The 23501-nt window shown below is 40.4% G+C and carries 19 protein-coding genes and 3 pseudogenes; 6 read left to right on the top strand and 16 right to left on the bottom strand.

Annotated elements, in window-relative coordinates; genetic code table 11:
* Positions 1 to 176: 176 nt before the first annotated feature.
* From csx20 to NSS70_RS08565, 3 genes are all read right to left on the bottom strand, one after another.
* Positions 177 to 569: a CRISPR-associated protein Csx20 gene (gene csx20, locus NSS70_RS08575; protein ID WP_339195163.1), complete on the bottom strand. Its 393-nt coding sequence runs from the start codon at positions 567 to 569 to the stop codon at positions 177 to 179.
* Positions 566 to 1936: a TIGR02221 family CRISPR-associated protein gene (gene csx2, locus NSS70_RS08570; protein ID WP_339199690.1), complete on the bottom strand. Its 1371-nt coding sequence runs from the start codon at positions 1934 to 1936 to the stop codon at positions 566 to 568. Before csx2 ends, csx20 begins: the two co-directional genes overlap by 4 nt.
* 137 nt (positions 1937 to 2073) lie before the next feature.
* A complete protein-coding gene (locus NSS70_RS08565) occupies positions 2074 to 2454 on the bottom strand; it encodes a hypothetical protein (RefSeq protein WP_339195156.1) in 381 nt (126 codons plus the stop codon).
* A gap of 216 nt (positions 2455 to 2670) precedes the next feature.
* Here NSS70_RS08565 and NSS70_RS08560 point away from each other — a divergent pair, with 216 nt between their 5' ends.
* Positions 2671 to 4449 (top strand): IS1182 family transposase, encoded by a 1779-nt coding sequence (locus tag NSS70_RS08560; RefSeq protein WP_339195154.1) that lies wholly within the window; start codon positions 2671 to 2673, stop codon positions 4447 to 4449.
* 29 nt (positions 4450 to 4478) lie between these two features.
* Here NSS70_RS08560 and NSS70_RS08555 read toward each other — a convergent pair.
* From NSS70_RS08555 to NSS70_RS08540, 4 genes and pseudogenes are all read right to left on the bottom strand, one after another.
* A pseudogene (locus NSS70_RS08555) lies at positions 4479 to 4685 on the bottom strand (PH domain-containing protein); the annotation flags it as partial.
* A 112-nt stretch (positions 4686 to 4797) separates the two neighbouring features.
* A pseudogene (locus tag NSS70_RS08550) lies at positions 4798 to 5276 on the bottom strand (PH domain-containing protein).
* Between the two features lie 246 nt (positions 5277 to 5522).
* Positions 5523 to 5660 carry a LacI family DNA-binding transcriptional regulator gene (locus NSS70_RS08545; RefSeq protein ID WP_233504918.1) on the bottom strand — a complete coding sequence of 46 codons (138 nt, stop codon included), beginning with the start codon at positions 5658 to 5660 and terminating at the stop codon, positions 5523 to 5525.
* Positions 5661 to 5923: 263 nt separating this feature from the next.
* Complete coding sequence (locus NSS70_RS08540) at positions 5924 to 8095, bottom strand: YhgE/Pip domain-containing protein (protein ID WP_062679142.1); 2172 nt, start codon at positions 8093 to 8095, stop codon at positions 5924 to 5926.
* A gap of 239 nt (positions 8096 to 8334) precedes the next feature.
* Between NSS70_RS08540 and NSS70_RS08535 the strand changes: the two genes are divergently transcribed.
* On the top strand, positions 8335 to 9504 hold the full coding sequence (locus tag NSS70_RS08535; protein WP_339199677.1) for an IS256 family transposase: 1170 nt from the start codon (positions 8335 to 8337) through the stop codon (positions 9502 to 9504).
* Positions 9505 to 9828: 324 nt separating this feature from the next.
* Here the strand turns inward: NSS70_RS08535 and NSS70_RS08530 are convergent.
* Together NSS70_RS08530 and NSS70_RS08525 are read right to left on the bottom strand one after the other, a co-directional pair.
* A pseudogene (locus NSS70_RS08530) lies at positions 9829 to 11194 on the bottom strand (ISLre2 family transposase).
* Between the two features lie 246 nt (positions 11195 to 11440).
* Positions 11441 to 11620, bottom strand: coding sequence for a hypothetical protein (locus NSS70_RS08525; RefSeq protein ID WP_340881292.1), 180 nt, complete (start codon positions 11618 to 11620; stop codon positions 11441 to 11443).
* Positions 11621 to 11865: 245 nt separating this feature from the next.
* On the opposite strand from NSS70_RS08525, the gene NSS70_RS08520 reads away from it, so the two are divergent.
* Both NSS70_RS08520 and NSS70_RS20845 read left to right on the top strand, forming a co-directional pair.
* Complete coding sequence (locus NSS70_RS08520; protein ID WP_063386903.1) at positions 11866 to 12807, top strand: Gfo/Idh/MocA family protein; 942 nt, start codon at positions 11866 to 11868, stop codon at positions 12805 to 12807.
* Positions 12808 to 12847: 40 nt separating this feature from the next.
* On the top strand, positions 12848 to 12961 hold the full coding sequence (locus NSS70_RS20845; RefSeq protein ID WP_130158207.1) for an HAD hydrolase family protein: 114 nt from the start codon (positions 12848 to 12850) through the stop codon (positions 12959 to 12961).
* Here NSS70_RS20845 and NSS70_RS08515 read toward each other — a convergent pair.
* Entirely contained in the window at positions 12950 to 13126 is a 177-nt protein-coding gene (locus NSS70_RS08515) for a hypothetical protein (RefSeq protein WP_165381953.1), read from the bottom strand. The genes NSS70_RS20845 and NSS70_RS08515 overlap by 12 nt on opposite strands.
* Before the next feature lie 334 nt (positions 13127 to 13460).
* On the opposite strand from NSS70_RS08515, the gene NSS70_RS08510 reads away from it, so the two are divergent.
* Positions 13461 to 14702: an MFS transporter gene (locus NSS70_RS08510; protein WP_130158205.1), complete on the top strand. Its 1242-nt coding sequence runs from the start codon at positions 13461 to 13463 to the stop codon at positions 14700 to 14702.
* Between the two features lie 408 nt (positions 14703 to 15110).
* Here the strand turns inward: NSS70_RS08510 and NSS70_RS08505 are convergent, their stop codons facing one another.
* Positions 15111 to 16460, bottom strand: coding sequence for an allantoinase (locus tag NSS70_RS08505; RefSeq protein WP_339212499.1), 1350 nt, complete (start codon positions 16458 to 16460; stop codon positions 15111 to 15113).
* Between the two features lie 224 nt (positions 16461 to 16684).
* Here NSS70_RS08505 and NSS70_RS08500 point away from each other — a divergent pair, with 224 nt between their 5' ends.
* Positions 16685 to 18046, top strand: a complete 1362-nt coding sequence (locus tag NSS70_RS08500; RefSeq protein ID WP_094245809.1) for an IS4 family transposase — start codon at positions 16685 to 16687, stop codon at positions 18044 to 18046.
* Between the two features lie 4 nt (positions 18047 to 18050).
* On the opposite strand, the gene NSS70_RS08495 is transcribed toward NSS70_RS08500, so the two are convergent.
* The 5 genes from NSS70_RS08495 to allC form a co-directional block, all read right to left on the bottom strand.
* A complete protein-coding gene (locus NSS70_RS08495; protein WP_066249026.1) occupies positions 18051 to 19103 on the bottom strand; it encodes an ABC transporter substrate-binding protein in 1053 nt (350 codons plus the stop codon).
* Between the two features lie 17 nt (positions 19104 to 19120).
* Positions 19121 to 19966, bottom strand: a complete 846-nt coding sequence (locus NSS70_RS08490; protein ID WP_339195139.1) for an ABC transporter permease — start codon at positions 19964 to 19966, stop codon at positions 19121 to 19123.
* A 14-nt stretch (positions 19967 to 19980) separates the two neighbouring features.
* Positions 19981 to 20703 carry an ABC transporter ATP-binding protein gene (locus NSS70_RS08485; protein ID WP_066249032.1) on the bottom strand — a complete coding sequence of 241 codons (723 nt, stop codon included), beginning with the start codon at positions 20701 to 20703 and terminating at the stop codon, positions 19981 to 19983.
* Positions 20704 to 20904: 201 nt separating this feature from the next.
* Positions 20905 to 22149 (bottom strand): pyridoxal-phosphate-dependent aminotransferase family protein, encoded by a 1245-nt coding sequence (locus NSS70_RS08480; RefSeq protein WP_340881288.1) that lies wholly within the window; start codon positions 22147 to 22149, stop codon positions 20905 to 20907.
* Positions 22150 to 22169: 20 nt separating this feature from the next.
* Entirely contained in the window at positions 22170 to 23417 is a 1248-nt protein-coding gene (allC, locus tag NSS70_RS08475; RefSeq protein WP_066249038.1) for an allantoate deiminase, read from the bottom strand.
* Positions 23418 to 23501 lie beyond the last annotated feature (84 nt).

Here is a 23501-nt window from a genome sequence, read left to right as displayed (position 1 = left end):
AACATTCGACATGATTTGAAAATTCCTTCTTCTAATTCTCTTGACTTTCTCTTGACTTTTGTAAAACCGTATTTTCTTTTAAACTTAATAAATTTCAGCTGTTTTCTCTTTTTTTCATTTTGTCGTCGACCCCCTACGACTGGAGGTCGACGACACCGGTATGACATTTTTTGCATCTAATCGATGTCGGGATATTCGCGAAAACAGACGTGTTGAAAGCGGCGTATCGTTTCTACTGTGCCGTCGGGCTTTACTTCTTCAACGACTTTTCTTTCCGTTGTGGCATAATACACCGCATAACCGTTCTTTTTGAGCCAATAAACAAGGGAAAAAGTGGCGCCAAATTCCCCTTGAACGATCACTTTATCCCCCTTTGCCAGCTGGTTGGTTAACCATTCTTTGATTTCTTTTAGGAATTCGTTTTGCCACGGACCAACAGGCGGAATATTCATCCATTGCTTTTTTAAGGGTTCAGGAAAATCGATGAAGGATTCAGCGTTGAACCGCTGGCAAAGTTCCTGCTTTTGTCCTTCTGTTAACTTGTGTGACATGATAACCAATACTTTCATTTGCTACGACTCCTCTGGGTTTGTAGTGTGGAATAAGGATACTCACGGGGGAGCTGCTCAATTAATCTCTTTCCATTACTTGAGAAAAAAAGTTTCTCTGTTTCTTTAATGAACTGATGGGCTTTAGTGATGACATCTTCGCTATTATTTTCAGATAAAAACCCGGCATGGGCGATGTCATTGCGAAATTTAGAAACACATTTGTAAAGTTTATGCATTTTCTGATAATGCTCGTTTGAATTTGTTTGTAAATAATGATTAATCAACTTTTTAATGTTATCCCGAACTATACGTTTCCCAACATCTAAGTTTCTTTCCACTTTGCTATAAACATAGGCCACATGGGTAATCATCGATTCTGCTAGACAAATATAACCGTTGGCATACCGTTTATGATCAAAAAACCACTTTGCCAATTGGAATTGGAATTTGGCATCAGTGTCAGCTCCTTTAAAATAATCAAAAAAACGATTCAAATGTGGTTTAAGGTACGGGAAAATTGGTAGACCGTTTTTATGCTCGTATCCTTTTTCAAAATTGGAGCGAAATTGATCCACTTTACTTTTTAAACTTTTAATGTGGTTTAAATCCGCCAAATTGGATATATGTTTTAAGCTTTCTTTATAACTCTCATGATCGATTAACTCAGCGAAAAGATCCGCATGACCATAATGAATAAATTCATAAACCCCCCGAGTCCATTGGGTCACTTCAAACAACGCCTTCAAATCAACAACAGGAGTCACATTATCGTTTTTTGCTTCCAACATGCCATAGTATACACCCGACAGCTGAATGTTTTCGTCCTTTCGCAAGGTTTGCACAAAGTCAATCAACACAAACAAAAACAGGGGAATCGAACGAAAGGAATGAGTGATGTCTAAATACACTTCATCACCGGGCTTGATAAGCTGGCTAAATTCCATAAAGATCAGAAAATTTTTTATAATCTCTTCTGTATTTTTTCCATTTTGAATCAGCTTGCAACAAGATCCCCCAGTTGCTGAAGGGTTCATTTTTTTCAAATAACGGTCAATCGCTTCATTGACACAGGTCAGATCTGCTTCCGTTAGCGTTCCCTTTGATTTTTTTTCATCAAGTTCTAAGTACACGTCTTCTCCATACGAATTTTCTTTTACTTCACCAAAATAATAATAAACTTCCTCCCACATCGACTGATCCGTTCCAATCATAAAAATTTTATCCAATTGCAGATGTTCACTTAATGCCGATGTGATAAACGAAGTGTCATACCCCTTATCACTGTTTGCAAATTTATAAGTAGTTTTTATGTATTTTCCTCCAGCGGTTGTTTTTTCTTTTTCCCGTATCCCTTTACCGAGGGGCGAGATGAGTACTTTTGCCATTATTTGATCTCCTCTCTATTCTTTCATGACATGCCCCCACCATCTCCCTACACTTGATGGGGGCACGGGTAAATTCTCTCAAACAAAAGCTTCTTTTGAAAAAATGAAGGAAACGCTTTAACGCTTAACAGAGATTATTATTTTTCTTGTCGATATATTTTTTTCAACTGATCCGCAAGGGCAGTGTTTATACTTTGAGTCCGATCGTTTACTTTGTGTTTATTGGAACAGTTTGATGGATTTTTCTTTTTTGTTTTGTACGACTGGTGATTATTTTTTTGCTTGCTTTGACGTTGCTCTTTTTCGTTATTGAGCAGCGATTGAACAGTCGGTAATACGAGGGTTTTTTTATAATTATTTAAAGGCATGTAATTCATTTTACTATGCGGAAGCGGCGACCAGTCTTTCATTTTCAAGAAAATCCTAACACTTTCCTGCTGTTCAATATCAATGCCGAATGTTTTTTGTACATATTGCTTATACTTTTCAATGTAATCAGTCGGCGAAACGAGCTTCATCTTTAAATCGAAAAAGGTGGATAAATGATATAAGCTCGCCTCATTTTTGTAAACGAAAACGGAGAAATGATCAAAGGCAACGATGGGGCTGTCCGAAAAGTCGATTGAATCGACCTTGGGCTCAGCCCTTTTTTCTGTTTTTAGGGTACAAAAAAATCGTCCTTTTTTATAGAATGAAATTGACCAAAAAACATTCTACAGAAAGGACGATTTCTTATGAATAATCAAATGACTATTCAAGAAAATTATAACACGCAATTAGAAATGACTCTAGAGGGTATTCAAAAAATAGAGGTTCAAAAGAATAAGAAACGCAAAAAACTAGTTTTCCAACCTTATTGCAATCGTCAAGTCATGAGCATTTTAGATATCGAAATGTATATTCCTGAAAATCATGTCGCCCGTTTAGTGGATGAAATGGTGGAATCGATTCCGGATGAAGTGTTGTATACTCATTATGTTGGTGGGGGTCGTGCACCCTATCACCCTAAAATGTTATTGAAAGTGATTTTATATGCGTACACTCAAAATGTTTATTCAAGTCGGAAAATAGCGCAAATGGTGAAAGAAAATCTTCCGATGATGTGGTTGGCGGGATTGCAAACCCCTGACCATCGCACAATAAATGATTTTCGTAGTGTTCGTATGTCAAACATGATGGATTCTGTATTTGAACAATTTGTCCTTCAACTAGTAGAACAAGGACTTATCGACCTCGACCATATTTTTGTGGATGGTACGAAAATAGAAGCGAATGCCAACAAATATACGTTTGTATGGCGAAAATCCGTAGAAAAATATGATCAGAAACTACGAGCCAAAATTCAATCGTTTCTACAAGAAGCGCACCAAATCGCCTTGGAGGAATTAAAAGAAGAACAATTAGAAGAAGAATTAGAAAAATCATCGGCACAACTTTCTGAGAGAATAGAAGCTTTGGAAAAAGATTATAAACAGGAAGAAGACAAAGAAAGAAAAAAAGAACTTCGCTCTAAAAAATCCCAACTCACCAAACAACTGAAAACGATTCAAACGGATTATCTTCCACGATTACGAAAATACAAAGTACAAAAACAGATTCTAGGTGAACGAAATAGCTACTCGAAAACCGACCATGAGGCCACTTTTATGCGAATGAAAGAGGACCATATGAAAAACGGCCAACTCAAGGCGGGTTATAATGTTCAACTCGCCACACAACATCAATTTATCGTGGGATTTGAAATTTATCAAAATCCAGGAGATACTCGCTGTTTCCAACCATTTATGGAAAAGTTATTGGAATCGATGCCGAAGGAAAAGAAACTCAAGTATGTCATTGCCGATGCAGGATATGCGAGTGAAGAAAACTATTTATATGCGATTGGCGAAGAAAAAGAACCTCGTTTTGAATTATTAGCCCCATACCAAACCTATTTGAAGGAACAAAGTAAAAAGTTTAAAAAGGATTTATCAAAAGTACAAAACTGGAAATACATCGAAGAAGACGATTGCTTTATCTGTCCGAACAATCGGAAAGTCGTATTCAAGTATTATCAAAAAAGAAAAAATGCATCTGGATACATACAAGATTTGAAAGTGTACGAGTGTGAAGATTGTACGGATTGCCCGTTGAAGAATGGGTGTACGAAAGCCAAAGGAAATCGTCGAGTATATTGGAACACGATTTATGAAGAAATGAAAGCGAAAGCCAAAGCAGCTCTTGGTGACGAACAAAAGGCAGCTCTTTATGCGAAGCGTAAAGTGGATGTCGAAAGTGTGTTCGGTAACATCAAGGGCAATTTGCGTTTCACTCGATTTCTGTTACGGGGGCTTCATAAAGTCCGAACAGAATTCGGGATTGTGGCAATGGCCCACAACATACTGAAATGGGCCGCAAATTCCCAAACCAATTTCAAAAATAAGGAAACAGAGCGAATGGAAAAACTCATTGTTTTCTCCATTCGCTCTGTTTTTATGGACTTTTTAGACAAGCCCTCCGCTTCTCCCAGCTGATTGCCAGCTGTTTCTACATTTACTTTTACAACTCCAAACATTCTTTGCAGAAAGCCTTGTGATATGGAAATGCCTTGAATGCGTTCAAAAGGAATGTACCGTTTTTTTCTTACAAAAACGCCATATTCGATTCGCAATTCCCCTTCTTCCAAACGATAGGTAAAGCGAATCCAAGAAACAATTCCAATGACAATCGTATAAATGATAATGGCAAACGGCACGGCGATATCCCACATAGAGGAAATCGTTTTATTCCCGACAATAATGACGAGAATGATCGGTAAAATCGCGTCTTTCAGTTGTTTTACGATATTGGCTACAACGGAAATGGGGTGCAGTCGTTTTTTCTTAGACATCTTCATCCGCCACCCTCGCCAATCTGGAAATAGAATAACGCAGCTCCTCCGCTTCCTCCTCATCAAGTGCCGGAATTTCATGCACCGTTGCGGCAGTGGAAATGGTGACGGATGCCAGTCTGTATTTTTTTAATAATGGCCCTTGACTTGAATCAACATGCTGGACCCGAATCATTGGAATCAATGTACGTTTCACGACAAACAGTCCTTTTGAATCTCGATTTCCTGTTCACGCACTTCATAACGCCATCTCCGCCAACGCAATGCGGGAATAAAGAAGATAAAAAAATAGCCTACTCCAATCAATATAATAATCAGCATCGGAATAATCCATTTCGGTCCGTCAAAAACGATAATAAGGACAATGATAGCCGCAAAGACGATAAAAGAAACGGCCAATCCGATCATGCCGTATATCCGCCATACCGATAGCGCTCGTTCGGAGATTCTTTTTCCGGGCTCTCCATTCATGATTTCTCTATCCCCCTTAAACAAAGACAATCCATCGACGTAATGGTTATACGTATTTAGTATACAAGAAGTTTCCATCTTTAACTATCTGTTACTGTAGAATAACAAACTTTTGGAAAAGCAGGAAAATGAGCATGTTTCAAGAAAAATTATAGGATCGAAGCCATTGGAGAACGTGAATGATAAACCACTACGCTTATATTGTTCGTTCGCTGCGAAACCATCGCCCTTGCCAAGGCATTTGGTTTATACTGCAGCTCCTTCATCTTTAATACTTTTTTCACGCGTCTCTGGACTTGCAACCCCTTTTCCCGAAATGATGCGCGAAACCGTCGACTTCGAAACACCAGCCCTCAACGCGATGTCTTTAATGGTGTAGCCCACTAAAGTTAGCCTCTATACCGTTTGGTCCGGTTCGTTTTCAAAGCCTCATTCCAAGATGGATATTATACATGCATTCATTTGTCAAATCATTTGCAACTTCGTCATGAAAAAAGGCACGAATCAAATCCGTGCCTTCCGCCGTAACGAATCTATTTTTTTTAAAACAGCGTCCATATCCGCGCTGGCTGTTTCTGTTTCCCATCGATGGCGTCATCGGATATAAACAAAAAAGCCAGGCGGTCATTTTGCCTATGCCGCATGGTTTAATGAAACAATCCGCTTTTTTTCGCTTTCGCATGCAGCGAATGCATGTATTTGTTCAACGGTTCTTTCAGAAGCGTACCTAATAAGAGAGCCAGGACGGCAAACATCATGAGACGAACCGCATCGTTTTTCACTTTTCCCCACACAATGCCGCCGACTGCTTCGCGCATCAAATCAATCGCATACGTAAACGGCAAAAACGGGTTGATGTTTTGGAAAAATTCCGGAATAAGCTGAACCGGATACGTCCCCCCTGCTCCGGCGATTTGGAAAACGAGCAGGACGATGGCCAGCGCCTTGCCGACGTCGCTGAATACTGATACGAGCGTAAAGACAATGACAATAAACACAAAGCTGCATAACAGCCCAAAGAGGATGAACCAGCCGGAGTCATGAATATAAATATTCTTTAAAAGAAATACATCTCCTAACGTGACAATAAGCGCCTGAATACTGCTGCATGTCCAAAACGTCAGCAGCCGGCCAAAATAAATTTCTCTGCTGGTATACCCTTCTGCCTCATAAGGTTCGGTAGAAAGTAACGACACTAACAGCAGACAGCCCACCCATATGGACAAGACGGTATAAAACGGGTTCATCCCCGATCCATAGTTCGGAAGCGGAAACAATCTATGCGTCTTTAAGTCGACGGGATGGGCCAAAAATTCACCTTTTGCTCTTGGATCATTTTTTAATAAACGAATGATGTCGTAGATGTTTGTCTCTTTTTTCAATTTTACAAGAAAGGAAGCGATATCGTTGACTTTCCGCGCAAGAAACGGATACTGATCGCTTGCCGTCTGCAACATTTCTTCCCCCTGCTTGAGACCGCTGCCGGCGTGCTGAAGAAACCGCTCTAATTCCAGAATGGTGTTGGCGATGTCCGCGAGTATGCGGCGGGCGTCTTGAAGCGTCTGCTTCGTTTCGTTCATTTTTTCTTTCATGAGTGGTGCGATATGTTGCTCGTATTCATTCATCACCCGATCGACTTGCTTTACCGCAGCTGCCGCCCGCTCATTTAGGTCGGTGAGAAGATGGTTGCCTAGCTGCGCCCCGTTTTCACTTTGCTCGTACGCTAACTTGGCAAGGCGTTGTGCTTCTCTTAAATTGGATTTTATGCCTGTCAGACGGCCGGACAATTGTTCCATATTGGCGGAAGCCGTGCGAGAGAAAGCTCGCTTTTCGATCATGTTATTGAATATGCGAAGCTGTGTTTGCGCTTCATCTGCCATTTGTTCCCCAGCTGCGGCCATGCTCTGGACGTCGGAAAGCCATTGCCGCTGCTGGGCAAGGGAAAGGTTTTCTTGCAGCTTGTTAGTTACGGCATAGATGGACATGGCGATTTGCTGCAGCGTACGCAAATTTTCCGTGATTTGCGGCGTCAATGTCTTTGCTTTTGCTTCCGCTTTCGTGAAAAACTGATTCATTTCATCAAGAAACGCAATGCCGCTGTTGACGATCCGTTTCGCTTCGGGAAGCGTTTTTTCCGCTTTATTGACGAGCCGTTCCGCCTCTTTCGCGTCGGACATCGATTGGTTTAACAGCCGCTTGATTTCCGGCAGCTTCGTCTGCAGCTGAAAAATCAGGGTCTCAAAATGGCGAATATCTGGCAGCTGTTGTTCTAATGCCACCCCCGCTTCATGAAAGATAGAAAACAAAACGCTGTTGACAACAGCGACAAATTGATCGCTTACTTGCTCGGTGATGGTGCTTGCTCCTTTGGATGTGATTCTCGGCGCAATCGCGTTCTTTTTGTCATTTTCATAGTAATGAATGACGGCCTGCTCCGGCCTATCTTGCACAATGGTAGCCAATTTTTCTGAAAAATCGCTTGGAATGACGATCGTCGCAAAATAATCGCCATAGCGGACGTTTTTCATTCCTTCTTGTTTGCCAACAAATTTCCAGCCTAAGTCATGATTGTTTCGTAGCGCCCTAACAATTTCTTTTCCGGCGTTAAACGCATGTCCTTGAATTTTTGCCCCTTTGTCTTCATTGACAATTCCTACTTTAATGTTTCTCGTGTTGGCATACGGATCAATAGAAGCTTCGATATTCACCCACGCATAAAGCGATGGCAGAAGAAGCAATCCGCCTACCAATACCGCCGCTACCCAGTTTGTTGCTATTTGCTTCATATCGTGAACATAAAGATTCCATATCTTTTTCACGAACCTCAACTTCCCTTTAGTGTGATTAAACTGCTTTTGTTAGTATAAACCAATGAAAAAAAAACTAAACATAAGCGGCGGATTGGAAACGAGCACAGTATGTTTACAAAAAACTGCTGGCTAACCAGCAGATGATGTATAAAATTTTGTGTAAAGCATTTTGCTAGACCAAAAGAAAAAAGGTAGGGTATTCTCTGATTTGGACCACAACACATTCCAGAGAAAGGAGAACCCTACCTATGTCTAAAAGAAGTATACCGAATGTCGACTGGGCAAATCAACTGGAAAGTGTCATTCGTCAGTTTGTAAAGGAAAAATTAGAACTGATCATGCGGGAAGAAATCAAGAATTTCCTCGAAATAGAACAGGCCGGAACATCAAATATGAGAAACGGCTACTATCAACGAAATCTAGATACGCAATATGGCCGGATTGAAGGTCTTTTGGTCCCTAGAGACCGAAACGGAGAATTTCAAACCCAATTGTTCGCTCCTTACCAACGCCACACCGGCTGGCTGGAGGAAGCCATCATCAGGATGTATCAAAGTGGCATGAGTACGCGTGAAATTGGCAAGTTTATTGAACGAATTTTAGGCAATGCCTATTCTCCCGCAACAATCAGTCGTATTACCGATGTCGTGAAGGAAGACATCGAGAAATGGCACACTCGCCCTCTACACAAGCGTTATTCGGTCTTATATTTGGATGGCTTATACGCAAAACTTCGTTGCGAAACCGTGGAGAAAGAAGTCATTTATGTGGTGTTAGGGGTGAATGAAGAAGGGTATCGCGAAATTCTTGATTTCTTTGTGGGAGGACAAGAAAGTGCCTATGTATGGCAGGAAATTCTTCAAAACCTCTACAAAAGAGGCGTCAAGGAAGTGCTTCTGGGCGTATTCGATGGACTACCGGGTCTAGAGGAAGCCTTTAAGGCGGTGTATCCGAAAGCCGATGTACAGCGTTGTGTCGTTCACAAAGTCCGTAACACGCTCAGTCGTGTTCGGAAAAAAGACCAATTCGAAATGGCGGAGGATCTGAAACTCATTTATCGTTCTCCGAATAAAGAAATCGCATTGGAGATGTTTCAACAGTTTCAATCCAAATGGTCTCGCGAGTACCCAAGGGAAGTCCAATCTTGGGCCAATGAGTTGGATGTCCTCCTTACATTTATGGATTATCCAAGCAGTATTCGAAGTGTGATTTACACGACCAATGCCATCGAACGAACGATCAAGGAGATTCGGAAACGCCTAAAACCGATGAACAGTTTGAATAGTTTAGAAGCCGCTGAAAAAATCGTGTATTTGACCATTCAAGATTTTAATGAGAAATGGGCAGGGCGAAAGTTGCGAGGATTTGCCGAAGCGCATGAAGCCCTCGAGCGAATGTTTGAAGAACGTTATCATTAACCAAATATTGTAAATAAACAAAATAAGGGGATTCTCCCTTTCCACACAAGAGACTGAATATTCAGTCTCTTGTGTGGAGGAAATATCCCCCCTCTATTCTAAATCCATTTCAGAGATACCTTATCTATCTTACATTACACAAAATTCTTGACGGTACCAATGTTTATGTGTCCGCTTGAGTCAGTCAAGATTTTGTGGGAACTTTTTTGGTTCGCTGAAAACAGGTGTAAGTCATAGATTGGCGAACCATTTTTTTGAATTTCATCCGTAAGCGCTTTCGGACTCTCATCCCTTGCCATGACAGACCGATATGTATACCTTTTTTTACCATCCCTTGAGTTCAGACAGGGCATGATAGATCGGAGACCCGGACGATTGCTGTAAATATGGCTTGTTTCCGCGTTACCTCCTGAAGAAGACGGCGGACGCGTTGTTTCGCCTTGTTCACGATCGTCTGTTTGGTAGATGCCGTTTCCTCCGCCGGATGCGACGATTCTTCTCCGAAACGACGTCCGAAAAGACGAATCCCATCCATCCGGGCAATCATTGCCTTGAAAAACGTCCTGAGTCCCTTGTCTGTCCAACTGCGGCGGTATTTCACCCGATACGCCAGCTGGCTCATCACGCTTTCAGCCCTCCCCATCGGATACATGCCCGTTGTGTCCACTCCTTGCTCCTTCAGCCATTCCCGGTAATCACGGATGCATCCCGGCATCGATTCAATCCGGTGGATCAAGGCAGCCAGCTGTTGTTCTTTCGCTTCGTCCCCCAGCGTGCCGAGGGCGCTGTTCAGTTCCACAAGCAACCCCTCTTCATCCTGCTTCGCCAGCTTTTGCCGAATCGCCTGCCACCGTGGATGGCCCGAGAGGCATTGGCGCAACTCACGCGCCACGTGGAATCGATCCAATTGGAAGCAGACCCGTCCTTTGAAATACTCCCGGCATGCGGTAATCCATGGAGCGCCGTCCCCGTTGATGACAAGAAGATCCCGACACGGATCATAGGCATATTCGTTCATCAAAAATTCCTCGAAGCCTTCCCACACCTCCCTCTTGCCCTCATGGACGTAATGGCGCTGATTCACGAATTCGATCCGTGAGCCGTTGCGCTTCCACCCTTCGTGAACGGTCAGGATTTTGTCTTCCTTGGCCCGTTTTCCCTTCCCTTGGCGAGAGACAAACAGTCCATCGGCCTCCACAAACAGCACCCGTCCATATCGCTGGTCAACCGGGCAGTGCAGCGGAACTTCAGCCTCGAGCACCAACTGGCGGATCGCCTCATGGCTCATCACCGGATACCCGACCATCTGGGCAAGCGTATGAGCCGCTTTGCGATAGGAAGAGCACTCCATAGCCAATCCCACCGCTGTTTCTTCTAGACAAGGGCTGATTGACTGTGATCCATCAAACGCTAAAAAGGAGTCAAGCAAAAACGTGTAACGGTTTTGTTCTCGGTCTAAATAGTAGTTTCGCTCAAAGGTAACTTCGCCAAACAGGGTTTGAATCGTGGTGCGTCGTTTGTCTTTCAAGTGGTACCGGCGCTTGTCCCGGGTTTCCGCCAATTGTCGGTCGATGTCCTCCAACAGAGCCGTAAACAGCTCAGCGAAGGCGTTTTGCAGGGCTCGAAACAAATCAAGTTCGATCTCTTTCCATGTCAACGAATTTGTGGTAAGATGTTGTTGAATATTCATGGGACTCTCTCCTCCTGTTTGTGGTGTGGTCAATGAACATCTTACCAGGGAGAGAGTCCTTTTTTCATGTTTCCTGCTTGGGATCCTACCGCGCTTTGCTTGGTGGCCCCGATGAGGGGGATTGCGAACCTACGTTCCCAACCCCCTCATCGGGGAATTCTAAGAATTTCTCCCACAAACATTTTACTCACACGATGCGAGACAAAGGATTACCAAGCTGCTTAAGCAAGTCGTGAAGCAACTTCTCTAAATATTCGTAACTTTTTCTTCCGTTTCCAAAATTCCATACCGTTCTTTTTCAATTTCCCGCTTGCGTGTTCGGTGCCAAGGCAATCCCGAACCGAACAATCCTAAGGGCACTAAAAATACGGCCAGTATAAATGTAATGGTCGGTCCGATTGACCAAGCGAGTTGGGTTGCTCCCACTCTGAATGCCTGTTTATCTTTTTCAGAAATTCGATCAAAACAGAAAAGCAGATGGCAAAGAAACTGTCGTTTACTCTTTTTTTCGGGACTTTTCAGACAGCTCTTACTATGTTAGTATGTTTTGGTCTTTATTGACATGGAGTTTTAAGTTAGTTCAAAAAACAGATAGTCGAAAAAAGCTGCTGCAGAACATGTTATAATATGATATTCATGTACAAATATGAACAATAAAGGTGGGATTCGTTATGAGATTTGGTATTATAGGAACAAACTGGATTACCGACCATTTTATAAAAGCTGCAAGCGCACACCCGGAATTTTCCCTCGGCGCTGTTTATTCGAGAACAATGGAAAAAGCAAAAATGTTTGCCGAAAAATATCAAATAAAACACGTGTACACCAACCTTGAAGAAATGTTTCAAAGCGGCAATATTGACGCCGTTTATATTGCATCCCCCAACAAATTCCATGCCGAACAAAGTATTTTGGCCATGAAAAATAGAATTCACGTTCTTTGCGAAAAGCCGGCAGTAACGTCCGTGCAAGAAATGGATGAGGTCATTCAAACAGCCAAAACTTACAATGCCATGTTTATGGAAGCGATGAAATCAACCGTTACGCCGACCTTTTTAAATTTAAAAAAACATCTTGACGAAATCGCTCCGATCAGACGATTTGTTTTCCATTACAATCAATATTCTTCACGATATGATAAATATAAAGAAGGAATTATTGAAAACGCCTTTAAACCGGAATTAGGAAACGGTTCGAAAATGGATTTGGGTGTATACTGCTTAGCACCAATTGTTCATCTAGTCGGCGAACCAAAATCCATAGTAAAAAATCACTATTACTTATCCACCGGTGCAGACGGTCAAGGAAGTATGATTTTAAATTATGATAATTTTGAAGCAGTCGTAATGTATTCCAAAATAACAGACTCCTTTTTCCCTAGTGAGATCCAAGGAGAAAAAGGTGTTATTGAAATTGACAAAATCAGTGATCCGAAGAAAGTTGTCATCAAATATCGAAACGGTGAAATAAAAGATTTAACCGTGGAACATAAATTTGAAACGATGTATTATGAAGTAGAAGAATTTATAAACTGCGTGAAAAACGGCAAAATTGAATCCGATATAAATAGTCATGAACGGACAAAACAAGTTGTGAAGCTGTTGACGATGTAGTGAAATTCCTAACGCCAGTGGAAAAATGCTAATGAAATGAATCGCAATCGACTCAGACGGCACACTTTTAACAAATGATCATATGATTAGCGAAAAAAACCGTGAAGCAATTGTAAATGCACAAACAAAGACAAAGCCTCTTTTACCCATTTAAAGGCAGAAGAGGCTTTCTGTTTTTCTTTCCGCTATTTTCTTTTTCCGCACGTTCAATCATTGTTGGCACGGCTCTTTTGAAACATAAATAATTGGCAATTTGGCTGTATGATAAATAATGGCCTCCAGACGTCAAACAAACTTCTCTCTTTCGTATTGCTTGCAATTCCTCATAGTGAAGATAAAAACCCCAAAAAAGTGTTATATACGCATTTCATTTTTAATGCTTGATTGATTATTTCCAGGGAAACTTTGCCAATCCTTTGATTTGCATCGGTTCAACAGAGATTTTTGCACGATTGGGTGAGACGACAGTTGGCATATTCAAATCATTGAGACCGTCTTCTGTAAAATAACCACCATCTCGGAATATGAACTGATTTTTGTCGCGATTGACGGAGAAAAATATTGGAAAAAATGGCTTGACTTAAACATCCAATTCGGTAGAATAGAAAAAATATTGAATCTTTAAAATTTTGAAGTTAGGAGACTAAACTAAAATGATGTTACGATTTCACTATGCTTGGGTTATTTTATTTGTCACGTTTTTATCTCTTTTAGCCGTTCAAGGTGTTCGTCTTTCTTTCGGGGCTTTTGTCGAACCTTGGGAAAGGGAATTTTCAATAGACAGAGGGACGGTATCGCTAATTTCGACATTAAGCTTTATCGTTTATGGACTTTCCCAACCATTTATAGGAAGGTTAGTTGATAAATTTGGGCCTCGTATAATCCTTTCTGTCAGTACTTTTTTGGTGGCAGTTAGTATTCTATTAACAGCTTTTGTCCATCATCCATGGCAATTGTTTATTCTATATGCCATATTTGTATCACTTGGGGTTGGCGGAGCATCAAACGTGGCTGCAACAGTAGTCGTTACAAACTGGTTTAATGAAAGACGAGGATTTGCTTTAGGGATTGTCGAAGCAGGGTTTGGAGCCGGACAAATGCTGTTGGTACCAGGATCTCTATTATTAATTCAATGGTTGAATTGGAAAGCAACGGTCATCATCTTGGGATGTTTTTTAATGATTGTTGTGTTTCCAATTGTCCTGTTAATTTTACGAAACCATCCTAATGAAAAAGGTATGTTGCCAATTGGCGGAATGGATCAAGAAGAAAGCACAACTGAACAGCCAAGTAAATTCAATGATTTTTCAATTTGGGATGCTTTTCGTAAAAAACAATTTTGGTTCTTGATTTTACCATTTAGCGTTTGCGGTTTTACCACTACAGGTTTAATGGATACACATCTTATCCCTTATGCCCAGTTGTGTGGAGTTCCAACAAGTGCGACTAGTGCAGCAGTAACTATATTGGCTGCTTTTAATATTGTAGGAATACTATTTTCTGGTGTGTTAGCAGATCGCTGGAGCAGTCGAAAAATGCTCATCTGTCTATATGTTATACGGGCATTATCGTTGTTTATTCTATTCTATAGCTATAACCCTCTGCTTTTAATTATTTTCGCTATCGTTTTTGGATTGGTTGATTTTTCCACTGTTGCTCCTACGCAATTGTTGGTCACGCAATACTTTAAACAACACTCTGTTGGTTTTATCATTGGTTGGCTATCTTTCAGCCACCAAATTGGATCAGCACTAGGAGCCTATGTGCCGGGTTTACTATACAGTTACCACGGGAATTATAATGTTGCTTTTTATTTTTCAATAATCATATTAGTCATTTCAGCAATCCTCACCTTCTTTCTTCCTGAATTTTCTAAAGAAAAGGTAACGATTTAGGAGAAGGCACCTATGCGATTTTTTGGAGACCTCGAACCTGTTGTCACTCGGCAAAAAAGCTGAACAAATTCGTAAGACTGACCTATTCATTTATTTATTGGGCCAACCTCAATATTCGCAGATCCCCTGTTCACATTTTTATTTGCCTAACCAAACTTCCTGTTTCGGTTTTCCGACAAGTCCTTTAAGGCTGCAGATAACGTGCTAAAAAATTTTTTGAAAACTTTTCACGGAACATGATTGCAAAATGGAGGATACGGAAAACGTTCAAAAAAAAGCTGTCCAGAAAGTCAAAATCCATTGAAAGCGAAACATTATAAACATTGATATATCAACGTTTCTAAAACATTAAAGGGGCGTCTATAAGCCGGAAAATCGACTTATTAGACAGCCCCCTTACCCTTTCCATCATAACTTCAGCCATTGGCCAAGAGGCTTGGAAGCCCGTATGCGCCCGTTGTCAAATACCAATTTCCCCCGTTGAAATGTCGCAAAGATTTTGCAAGGAAATGTATGATTGACATATAAACTATGCTTGTGTTTTTGAAGCAAACTGTTTTTCTCGACTGTGAAGGAATCTTTTAAACTTATAATCACAAAATCTGCGTCTTTTCCTTTTGCAATTTCCCCTTTTTTCCCGTCCAATCCAAATCGTTTGGCGGGTCTAGCAGATGTCCAATGAATCAGCTTCGGAAAAGGAATGCGATAGCGAACCGATAGTTCGATCATCGCCATCAATGTAAATTGTCCCCCGCTGATTCCTCCCCAAACATTGAAAAAATTCGTTTCATCTTCTTTCAAGCTCCATGGCGACGGGGAATGGTCGGATGCGACAAAGTCAATCTGATCTTTTAAAAACAAATCAACCAATTTTTTTTGGTCGCTTAATTCGCGCAATGGGGGAGCGCATTTTGCAACCGCTCCAAGCTTTTTCGTATGTTCATGGTCAAACAAAAGATAATGCGGGCACGTTTCCAAAGTGACATCAAGTCCTCTTTTCTTCGCTTGCTGGATTTCTTCAACGGCTTCTGCACTGCTGATATGAACGAAATGCAAAGAACAGCCGGTCTGTTCCGCAAATGTAATGGCTTTTCTGACAGCTAGCCATTCCGCAGCAATCGGTCTTGATTGTAAATAATCGTCCGGACCGAATTTTTCTTGCCGCTCTTTTTCTCTCTGCAAAAATTGCACCATTGCGCCGTCTTCTGCATGAAGAGCCAAAATTTTACGCAAGCCGGCGATCGTTTTCATTCCATTCAAGAGCGTATTATCATCAACCGCTGCGAACTCTTTATTGCCGCTCGGAGACATGAAAGCTTTAAATCCGACAACTCCTTTTTCCGCAAGAGGCGCTAAATCATTTTCATTGCCCGGAACAAGCCCGCCCCACAATCCAAAGTCAACGAATGACTTTTCCTCGCCTATTTTTCCTTTTTGTTGAAGAGCTTCAAGATCAGTTGTAGAAGGGACACCGTTCAGCGGCATATCAAAAAACGTTGTACAGCCGCCCGCTGCAAGCATAGATGAACCTGTTGAAAAGCCTTCCCAATCCTCTCTGCCCGGTTCATTGAAATGAACATGGACATCAATCAATCCGGGAAAAACGTATTGGCCTTCCGCATCCCAAACGACATCGGCTTCCCCGTCAATGTCATCGCCAATTTCAACAACAATGCCGTCTTTAACAGCTAAATTTGTTTTTTTCACTTCGTCATGAAACACAACGCTGCCGTTTTTGACTATAAGATCGTAGATCATTTTTATCAAACTCCATTTAAAATAAAAATTTTTCCATCATGCTTTTTTCATGTTACTCAACTTTCTCACAGTAAATTGGATTTCTAAGCCTTACGATTAATGGGTTTGTTGGTTGTTTCGAATACTTCTTGACATAAAAATTTGCAAAAAAAACACCTCAACTTTTGGTATAGTTTAATTGTCCAGAAAAAACATTACCAAAAGCAGGTGAGGTGTCTCTTATTATGATAACGAATAACAGACTGAACAATCAACTACCAAAAGAAGTAAAAGCTATATTTGATGAACTTGAAATCTTAAAATATTTAAGGAAAGTGGGAATTAACAAGGGTTTCGGTTATTCCTGCGCCTATTTATTCCAGCTAGTTTTTAGTTTAGTTTTTGAAGGCAAAAATTTGTTTCGACTTCTTCAAAGTAAAAAAGCTAAAGATTTGCCGGAAAAAAACGCTATTTATCGCTTCTTAAATAACCCTCAATACAATTGGCGCAGGTTTTTACTTGTTTTGAGTACTTTCACCATTATGAAGGTAAGTAGTTTAACGAGACACGACCGTCCGAAAGTGCTGATCGTGGACGACTCATCTTATGAACGAAATCGCAGTAAAAAGGTTGAACTGCTTGCTCGCTGTTTCGATCATTCTTCTCAAAAAATGCGTTATTACAAAGGATTTCGTATGCTTACACTCGGCTGGTCAGATGGTGCTACATTTTTGCCTATTGATTTTGCTTTATTAAGCTCTACGAATTCCCAAATCAATGGGATTGATAACCGAATCGATAAGCGTACATCCGGTTATAAGCGGCGTGTCGAAGCTTTACAAAAAGCGCCGGAAGTTATTCCCAATATGATTAAACGGGCACTTTCTCAAGGAATCGATGCCTCATACGTTTTAATGGATACATGGTTTACCCAACAGCCTTTGATCAAGTCCATTGTGGATCAAGGGTTGGATGTTATTGGAATGGTGAAGGATACAAAACAAAGATATCAAGTGAACGGTGAATGGGTGAGCCTAAAAAAACTATACCAAACAGCTAAACCATCACAACATCAAAAGGGTATTTTGCGCTCTATTCACACAACGATGGCAAATGGCGTACCTGTTAAAGTGGTATTTGTCCGTAATCGTAATAAAAAGAGACAGTGGCTAGCTATTTTGAGTACAGACTGTACTTTATCGGATCAAGAAATCATTCGTATTTATGGGATACGTTGGGATATTGAAGTATTCTTCAAAACAGTCAAATCCTTATTGAAACTCCAAAAAGAGTTCCAAGGAAGATCTTATGATTCCATGATCAGCCATACCACTATTGTGTTTACAAGGTACATTGTTTTGTCTTGGCAAAACCGAGTAAGTACAGATTATCGAACATTAGGCGGCATTTTTTATGAACTTTGTGATGAAATCGATGAACTAGATTGGGCCTTTGCACTTCAACTACTCATTGAAATTCTTGAAGATGCACTTCAAAATGTAAATCAAAAGATTAAAAAATTCATCGAAAGTCAATTACGTAAATGGATTGTAGTTTTGCCTAATTATATCAAGGCTTATTTACCAAAATTGAGCTGCGAAAGTTGAGATGTTATTTGTTATTCATAAGTTCCGGTTCAACTTCTTCTAATAATGAAAAATCAATATAATCTTTCTTATTTGGGATATTTTTGATATTTCCTACACTCAATAAATATTCTCCTACTTCAGAACCATTGCTTTTGTTCATAAAGGAATCGTCGACTTGCATTGTATAAACATTTCTATTCATAATTTCCTTTAACTCGCTTTCTTCTAAATGAAGTTCAGGCGCTAAAATTTTAATTGCTTCTTCTCTATTCTTATTAATGTAATCTGTAGCTTTTATTAAAGCCCTAATAATTGCTTTTACCGTATTCGGATTTTCTTTTAGGAAATCATCCGTTACTTGCAGTGTTGTATGAACACTCATCCAATCAACAGATTTTTCTTTTTCATCAAAATTGTCAACCGTACCGCTAAATAGTAGTTTTCCTCCGCTGTTGATAGCCTTCGTTATAAACGGTTCCCAAGCAGCCATTGCATCAATATCACCTTTTTCAAGAGCAGTTAAAGCATCGCTAGGAGCTAGGTTCACAAAATTTATCTTTTTTATGTCAACATTATAATCGTTGGCCATATTTTGAATTGCAATCATTACATCAGCACCACTAGGAATACCTATTGATTTTCCTTCCAAATCTTTTGGAGAATTAATTTCAGCATGCTTGCCCGCTACAACCGCTTGTGTTCCTGCAATTTGTGCAAGCGGAGCTACGATTTTCACCTTAACGCCTGAGGAAGCTAAAATAATATCCATAAAATTTGTTTGTAAACTAACCGGAGCACTTCCACCAGCAATCATAGGTCCAATATCTGGTCCGCTTTCAATTAATTGGTTTGTTACGTTTAGCCCTTCTTCCTTAAAAAATCCTAACTTATCTGCAATGATTTGTTGTGAAGAAATTTGCGCATCTCTTACCCCTACTAATGTTATATCCTTCACTTCTAGTTCATCACTCGCTTTATTACTATTTTCACTAGTTGTTGTCGAACTGTTTGAACCGCACGCAACGATTGCAAACATTGTCAAAAAAACTAGGCAAAAAAGAAAAATTTTTCTCATTTATAATTCCTCCCTTATTATTTTTCTACAGCATTTTCAAATCCGCCTGTTCTCCATTTCAATAGTTTTTTCTCAATCACTTTTAATAACAAGGAAAAAAGACTATATTCAATACCTATTAAAATAATAGCTACATACATATTTAAAATTTTCATATAGTTTCGAGCGTCCACAATAATATACCCTAAACCACTTTTTGCACCCATCATTTCTGAAACCACTAATGCTGAAAAAGCCAATCCTAAACTTATTTGACATCCAGTAAAAATATTTGGTAATGTTGACGGAATAATAATTTTCTTAAATATTTGTCTATCATTTGCGCCTAAGCTTAATGCAGAACGAATATAAGAAGAATGAACACTTTTAATTCCATCAATTGTATTCGTCATAACTGGAAAAAATGTTGTCCAAGCAATTAATATAATTTTTGGAATTTCGCCAATTCCGAACCAAATAATAAATAAAGGCAGCAACGCTAAAGCTGGAATAGGACCGATCATGTTAAAGACAGGCATAAACCAAAATTCAATCTTCTCTACCCTTCCTATCAATAATGCGGCAATCACCCCGAGAAGAACTCCGATTGCAAAGCCAATTACTATTCGGATCGTACTCGACACAATACTGTCTATAATTAATCCTGAATGAAATAGTTCTACACCATTTAGAAATATAAGTGAAGGCGGTGGAAAAAAAACGGGATTTACTATGGAAAAATTTATATTTAATCTTGTAATGACTTCCCATAAAACAAAAAAAGCAATTATTGGAATAGCATGTAAATATTTTTTATTTCTAACCTTGCCCACTTTTTTCGTATAGACAGAAACTGCTTCTTGTCTGGCCGCCATATTTTTCATAAGCTTCCTCCTAACTAGCTGACAAAATGCTCTTCTAAATTCTCCATCAAAATACTAAATTCAGGATCACGATAATTTCGAGGACGGGGTAAATGAATCTCTAATTCTGTAGCAATCATTCCATTTTTCATGACAATCACTCTATCTGCAAGATAGACAGCTTCAGCTAAATCATGGGTAATAAATATAATAGTAGGCTTTACTTCTTTCCATATACGAATTAGTTCAGTTCTCATATTTTCACGGGTAAACATATCTAACGCTCCAAAAGGCTCGTCCATTAACAAAATTTCAGGTTCTCCGGCTAAAGCTCTTGCAATGCCGACGCGTTGTTTCATACCTCCTGAAAGTTGTTCAGGATAATGGTTTGCATAGTCTGATAAACCAATTAATTCTATATAACGTAATGCTTTTTCCAATGCTTTCTTTTTTGGCATCCCTTGCACGATTGGTCCAAAAGCGATATTTTCTAAAACAGTGAACCAAGGGTATAGTGCATGATCTTGAAAAACGACTCCTCTTTCCTTGGAAGGTTTTGTTACAAAAGATCCGTTTACCTTAATCACTCCTTCATCTGGTTTAATAAATCCCGCAATCAAATTTAATAGAGTTGATTTTCCGCCGCCACTGCTTCCCAATACACAAATAAATTCATGCGGTTGAACAGTAAGGTTTATCCCTTTTAAAACAAGATGATCATTATAAAACTTTTTTACATTTTCAACTATCAATGTCATATTTCTCATCCCTTTATGTAACTTTTATTAACGCAAAATGAAACTATATTGGTATATTATACGTAATTCTTTGATTTATCCACTGTCAAAATAAATAAAAATTAAAAAAGATTTTGTGTAAAATATCAAAAATTAAAAAAATCGAACAACTGTTTTTGGTAACAATTGTTCGATCAACATGTTAAAAAGTATCATAAATATCTAAGATGATACTTTACTTTTTTGTTTCCCATACATATTCAGCGCTGCTTGTGCTCCTTCACCTCTGTTTATGCGAACACCGTGATAGATGAGAACTGCCTCCAATGCTGTCAGCAGCTTGAGAATATTTTCTTTGCGGCAGCTGTAGCCCATTGTACCGATCCTCCAGATTTTTCCGTGGAGCGGGCCAAACGAGCTGGCAATTTCAATCCCGAATTCATCCAGCAGCATGCGGCGCACGGATTCTCCATCGACGCCCTGCGGTATGTTGACGCATGTGACGGTCGGCAGTTTAAAGCGTTTATCGCCGAACAATGTGAGTCCCATTGCTTCCAGCCCGGCCATTAATGCCCGTTCATGGAGGCGGTGGCGTGCAAATCGATTATCCAATCCTTCCTCCATAATAAGCCTCAAGCCTTCACGCAATGCGTAAAGCATTGATGTAGCTTCCGTATGATGATTTAATCGCCGCGGGCTCCAATAATCTTGAAGCTGGCTTAAATCAAAATAGTTGCTAATAATTGTTTGACCTGTGGCCATTTGCTGATCCAATTCCGTCCGAATTCCTCTTTCTACCTTTTTACGCGACAAAACGATTTTTTCAATTCTGTCATTATATGTGATGGGAGCCATCCCTGATGGAACCGATAAGCATTTTTGCGTCCCGCCGATCACGCCGTCAAGCTGCCATTCGTCGACATTCACGTCCGTTCCTCCAATTGTCGCAACCGCATCGACTACAAGAATTACATCCATCTCCCGGCAAGCTTTCCCGATCTCCTCAAGCGGCTGCATGCACCCCGTTGAGGTTTCCCCATGGACGATCGCGACTATTTTCGGCTGAACCTTCTTTATTTCTCTAAATACATCCTCCGGGTCAAACACCGTTCCCCATTCACGCTCAATTGTAGTGACATCAGCCCCGTAACGTTCGCATATTTCGGTTAATAAATAGCCGAACCGGCCGTATATCGGGATCAGCACTTTATCGCCCTGTTCGATAATGCTCGCCAGCATCGCTTCAATGCCCGATCTGGAGGTTCCATCGATAGGGAACGCCCATTTGTTGTCCGTACGAAATAAATAGCGAAGCATTTCCATTACTTCATTCATGATCGAAGTAAATGCAGGATCAAATTGGCCTAAAATCGGCGTACTCATCGCCTGCAAAACTCTCGGATCGACTTCAACAGGCCCCGGTGTCATGATCGTTCTATTAGGTGTCTGTAGAGGCAGAAATTTCATTTCGTCCACAATCCTTTCTTTTAATATGCCAATCTATATAAATAATGGATTAAAAACTTAACGCCGCTTTCTAAATGAGCCGCTGCGGTATATTCCTTCGGCGAGTGGCTGATTCCGTTATGACTCGGGACAAAAAAAAGCGCAGTCGGACAATAGGTTCCGAACATTTGCGAATCATGTCCCGCTCCGCTAACCAAGATTTCATGAGACAGATTTTGCTCTTCTGCAATTTCTTTTGACAGTCTCAGCAATTGTTGATCCATTTTGACCGGCTTGACGTTCAGCCATTCATTTAACAAAATATCGACATTGTATTGTGCGCTCACATTTTTAAAATGACGTGAAAATGTTGAACAAAATTGCTCCAATAGTTCTTCTTCGTGATGACGGATATCGATCGTAAAAACGACTTCACCTGCAATCACATTCGGAACGTTAGGTTCAACCTTTATTTTGCCGACGGTCACTCTTAGTTGGTCGCACACCTGTTTGGCTTGTTTCATTAAATAGGTAATCAGTTCAGAGGCAATGGCCACCGCATCTTTCCGGCAGGACATCGGGGTTGTTCCTGCATGGTTGCTTTCACCGACAACCTTTACTTGATAGCGGCGTTGACCAACAATGTCGCTGACAATGCCCAACGATTTTTTCTTTTTTTCTAACACAGAGCCCTGTTCGATGTGCAGCTCAATAAAGCATTGAATATCGTTTCGAAATGGCTGGCGAAATCTTTCCTGTCCAAAACCGCATTCATTCATTGCTTGCACAAACGAAATCCCTTTAGAATCAACAATTTTTTGTATATGTTTAAAAGAGCGCCTCCCCGTTACAGAGCCTGACCCCCAAAATGTAAGCGGAAACCGGCTGCCTTCCTCTTCACATAAGGATACGACCTCAATCGTTTTTTTTGGTGTTCCAAAACGCTTTAATAAATAATGAGTCGCCAACAAGCCGGCAATAATGCCGTATGCGCCGTCATATTTTCCTCCTTCAATAACCGTATCGATATGCGAACCAGTTAAGATTGTTTTGGAGGATGGAGATGATCCTTCTGCTCGGCCGAACAAGTTGCCGACGTCATCAAAATATGGAGCTAATCCGCATTCCTCCATTTTCTCCTTCAACGCTTCCTGCGCTGACAGCCATTGTTCGCTATATAACAGCCGGGTAACTCCGCCTTTTTCCGTTTTACCGAATGTTGCAAGCCATTCGATCAGCCTTTCAACTTCCTCTTCAAGCTGAATGGGCCCAAGTAAATGAACTGTCATGTCTCTTCCCTCTTTTCTATTCAAAATAAGCAAATATCCTTGTTATATTTTATTCCATAAAATGTGAATTTACTTTATTTTATC

This window comes from Aeribacillus sp. FSL K6-2848 (genome assembly GCF_038004325.1).
Lineage (GTDB): Bacteria > Bacillota > Bacilli > Bacillales > Aeribacillaceae > Aeribacillus > Aeribacillus composti.
The sequence above is the reverse complement of the archived record's forward strand: the minus strand, read 5'-3'. Positions and strand labels throughout refer to the sequence as shown.

What these genes read in the sequence shown, in the direction of transcription:
- NSS70_RS08510 (WP_130158205.1), top strand. Translation starts at nt 13,461, where the DNA reads ATGATGTTACGATTTCACTATGCTTGGGTTATTTTATTTGTCACGTTT.
- NSS70_RS08565 (WP_339195156.1), bottom strand. Translation starts at nt 2,454, where the DNA reads ATGAAGCTCGTTTCGCCGACTGATTACATTGAAAAGTATAAGCAATAT.
- allC (WP_066249038.1), bottom strand. Translation starts at nt 23,417, where the DNA reads ATGACAGTTCATTTACTTGGGCCCATTCAGCTTGAAGAGGAAGTTGAA.
- NSS70_RS08480 (WP_340881288.1), bottom strand. Translation starts at nt 22,149, where the DNA reads ATGAAATTTCTGCCTCTACAGACACCTAATAGAACGATCATGACACCG.
- NSS70_RS08560 (WP_339195154.1), top strand. Translation starts at nt 2,671, where the DNA reads ATGAATAATCAAATGACTATTCAAGAAAATTATAACACGCAATTAGAA.
- NSS70_RS08535 (WP_339199677.1), top strand. Translation starts at nt 8,335, where the DNA reads ATGTCTAAAAGAAGTATACCGAATGTCGACTGGGCAAATCAACTGGAA.
- NSS70_RS08505 (WP_339212499.1), bottom strand. Translation starts at nt 16,460, where the DNA reads ATGATCTACGATCTTATAGTCAAAAACGGCAGCGTTGTGTTTCATGAC.
- NSS70_RS08490 (WP_339195139.1), bottom strand. Translation starts at nt 19,966, where the DNA reads ATGAAAAATATGGCGGCCAGACAAGAAGCAGTTTCTGTCTATACGAAA.
- NSS70_RS08520 (WP_063386903.1), top strand. Translation starts at nt 11,866, where the DNA reads ATGAGATTTGGTATTATAGGAACAAACTGGATTACCGACCATTTTATA.
- NSS70_RS08495 (WP_066249026.1), bottom strand. Translation starts at nt 19,103, where the DNA reads ATGAGAAAAATTTTTCTTTTTTGCCTAGTTTTTTTGACAATGTTTGCA.
- NSS70_RS08485 (WP_066249032.1), bottom strand. Translation starts at nt 20,703, where the DNA reads ATGACATTGATAGTTGAAAATGTAAAAAAGTTTTATAATGATCATCTT.
- csx20 (WP_339195163.1), bottom strand. Translation starts at nt 569, where the DNA reads ATGAAAGTATTGGTTATCATGTCACACAAGTTAACAGAAGGACAAAAG.
- csx2 (WP_339199690.1), bottom strand. Translation starts at nt 1,936, where the DNA reads ATGGCAAAAGTACTCATCTCGCCCCTCGGTAAAGGGATACGGGAAAAA.
- NSS70_RS08500 (WP_094245809.1), top strand. Translation starts at nt 16,685, where the DNA reads ATGATAACGAATAACAGACTGAACAATCAACTACCAAAAGAAGTAAAA.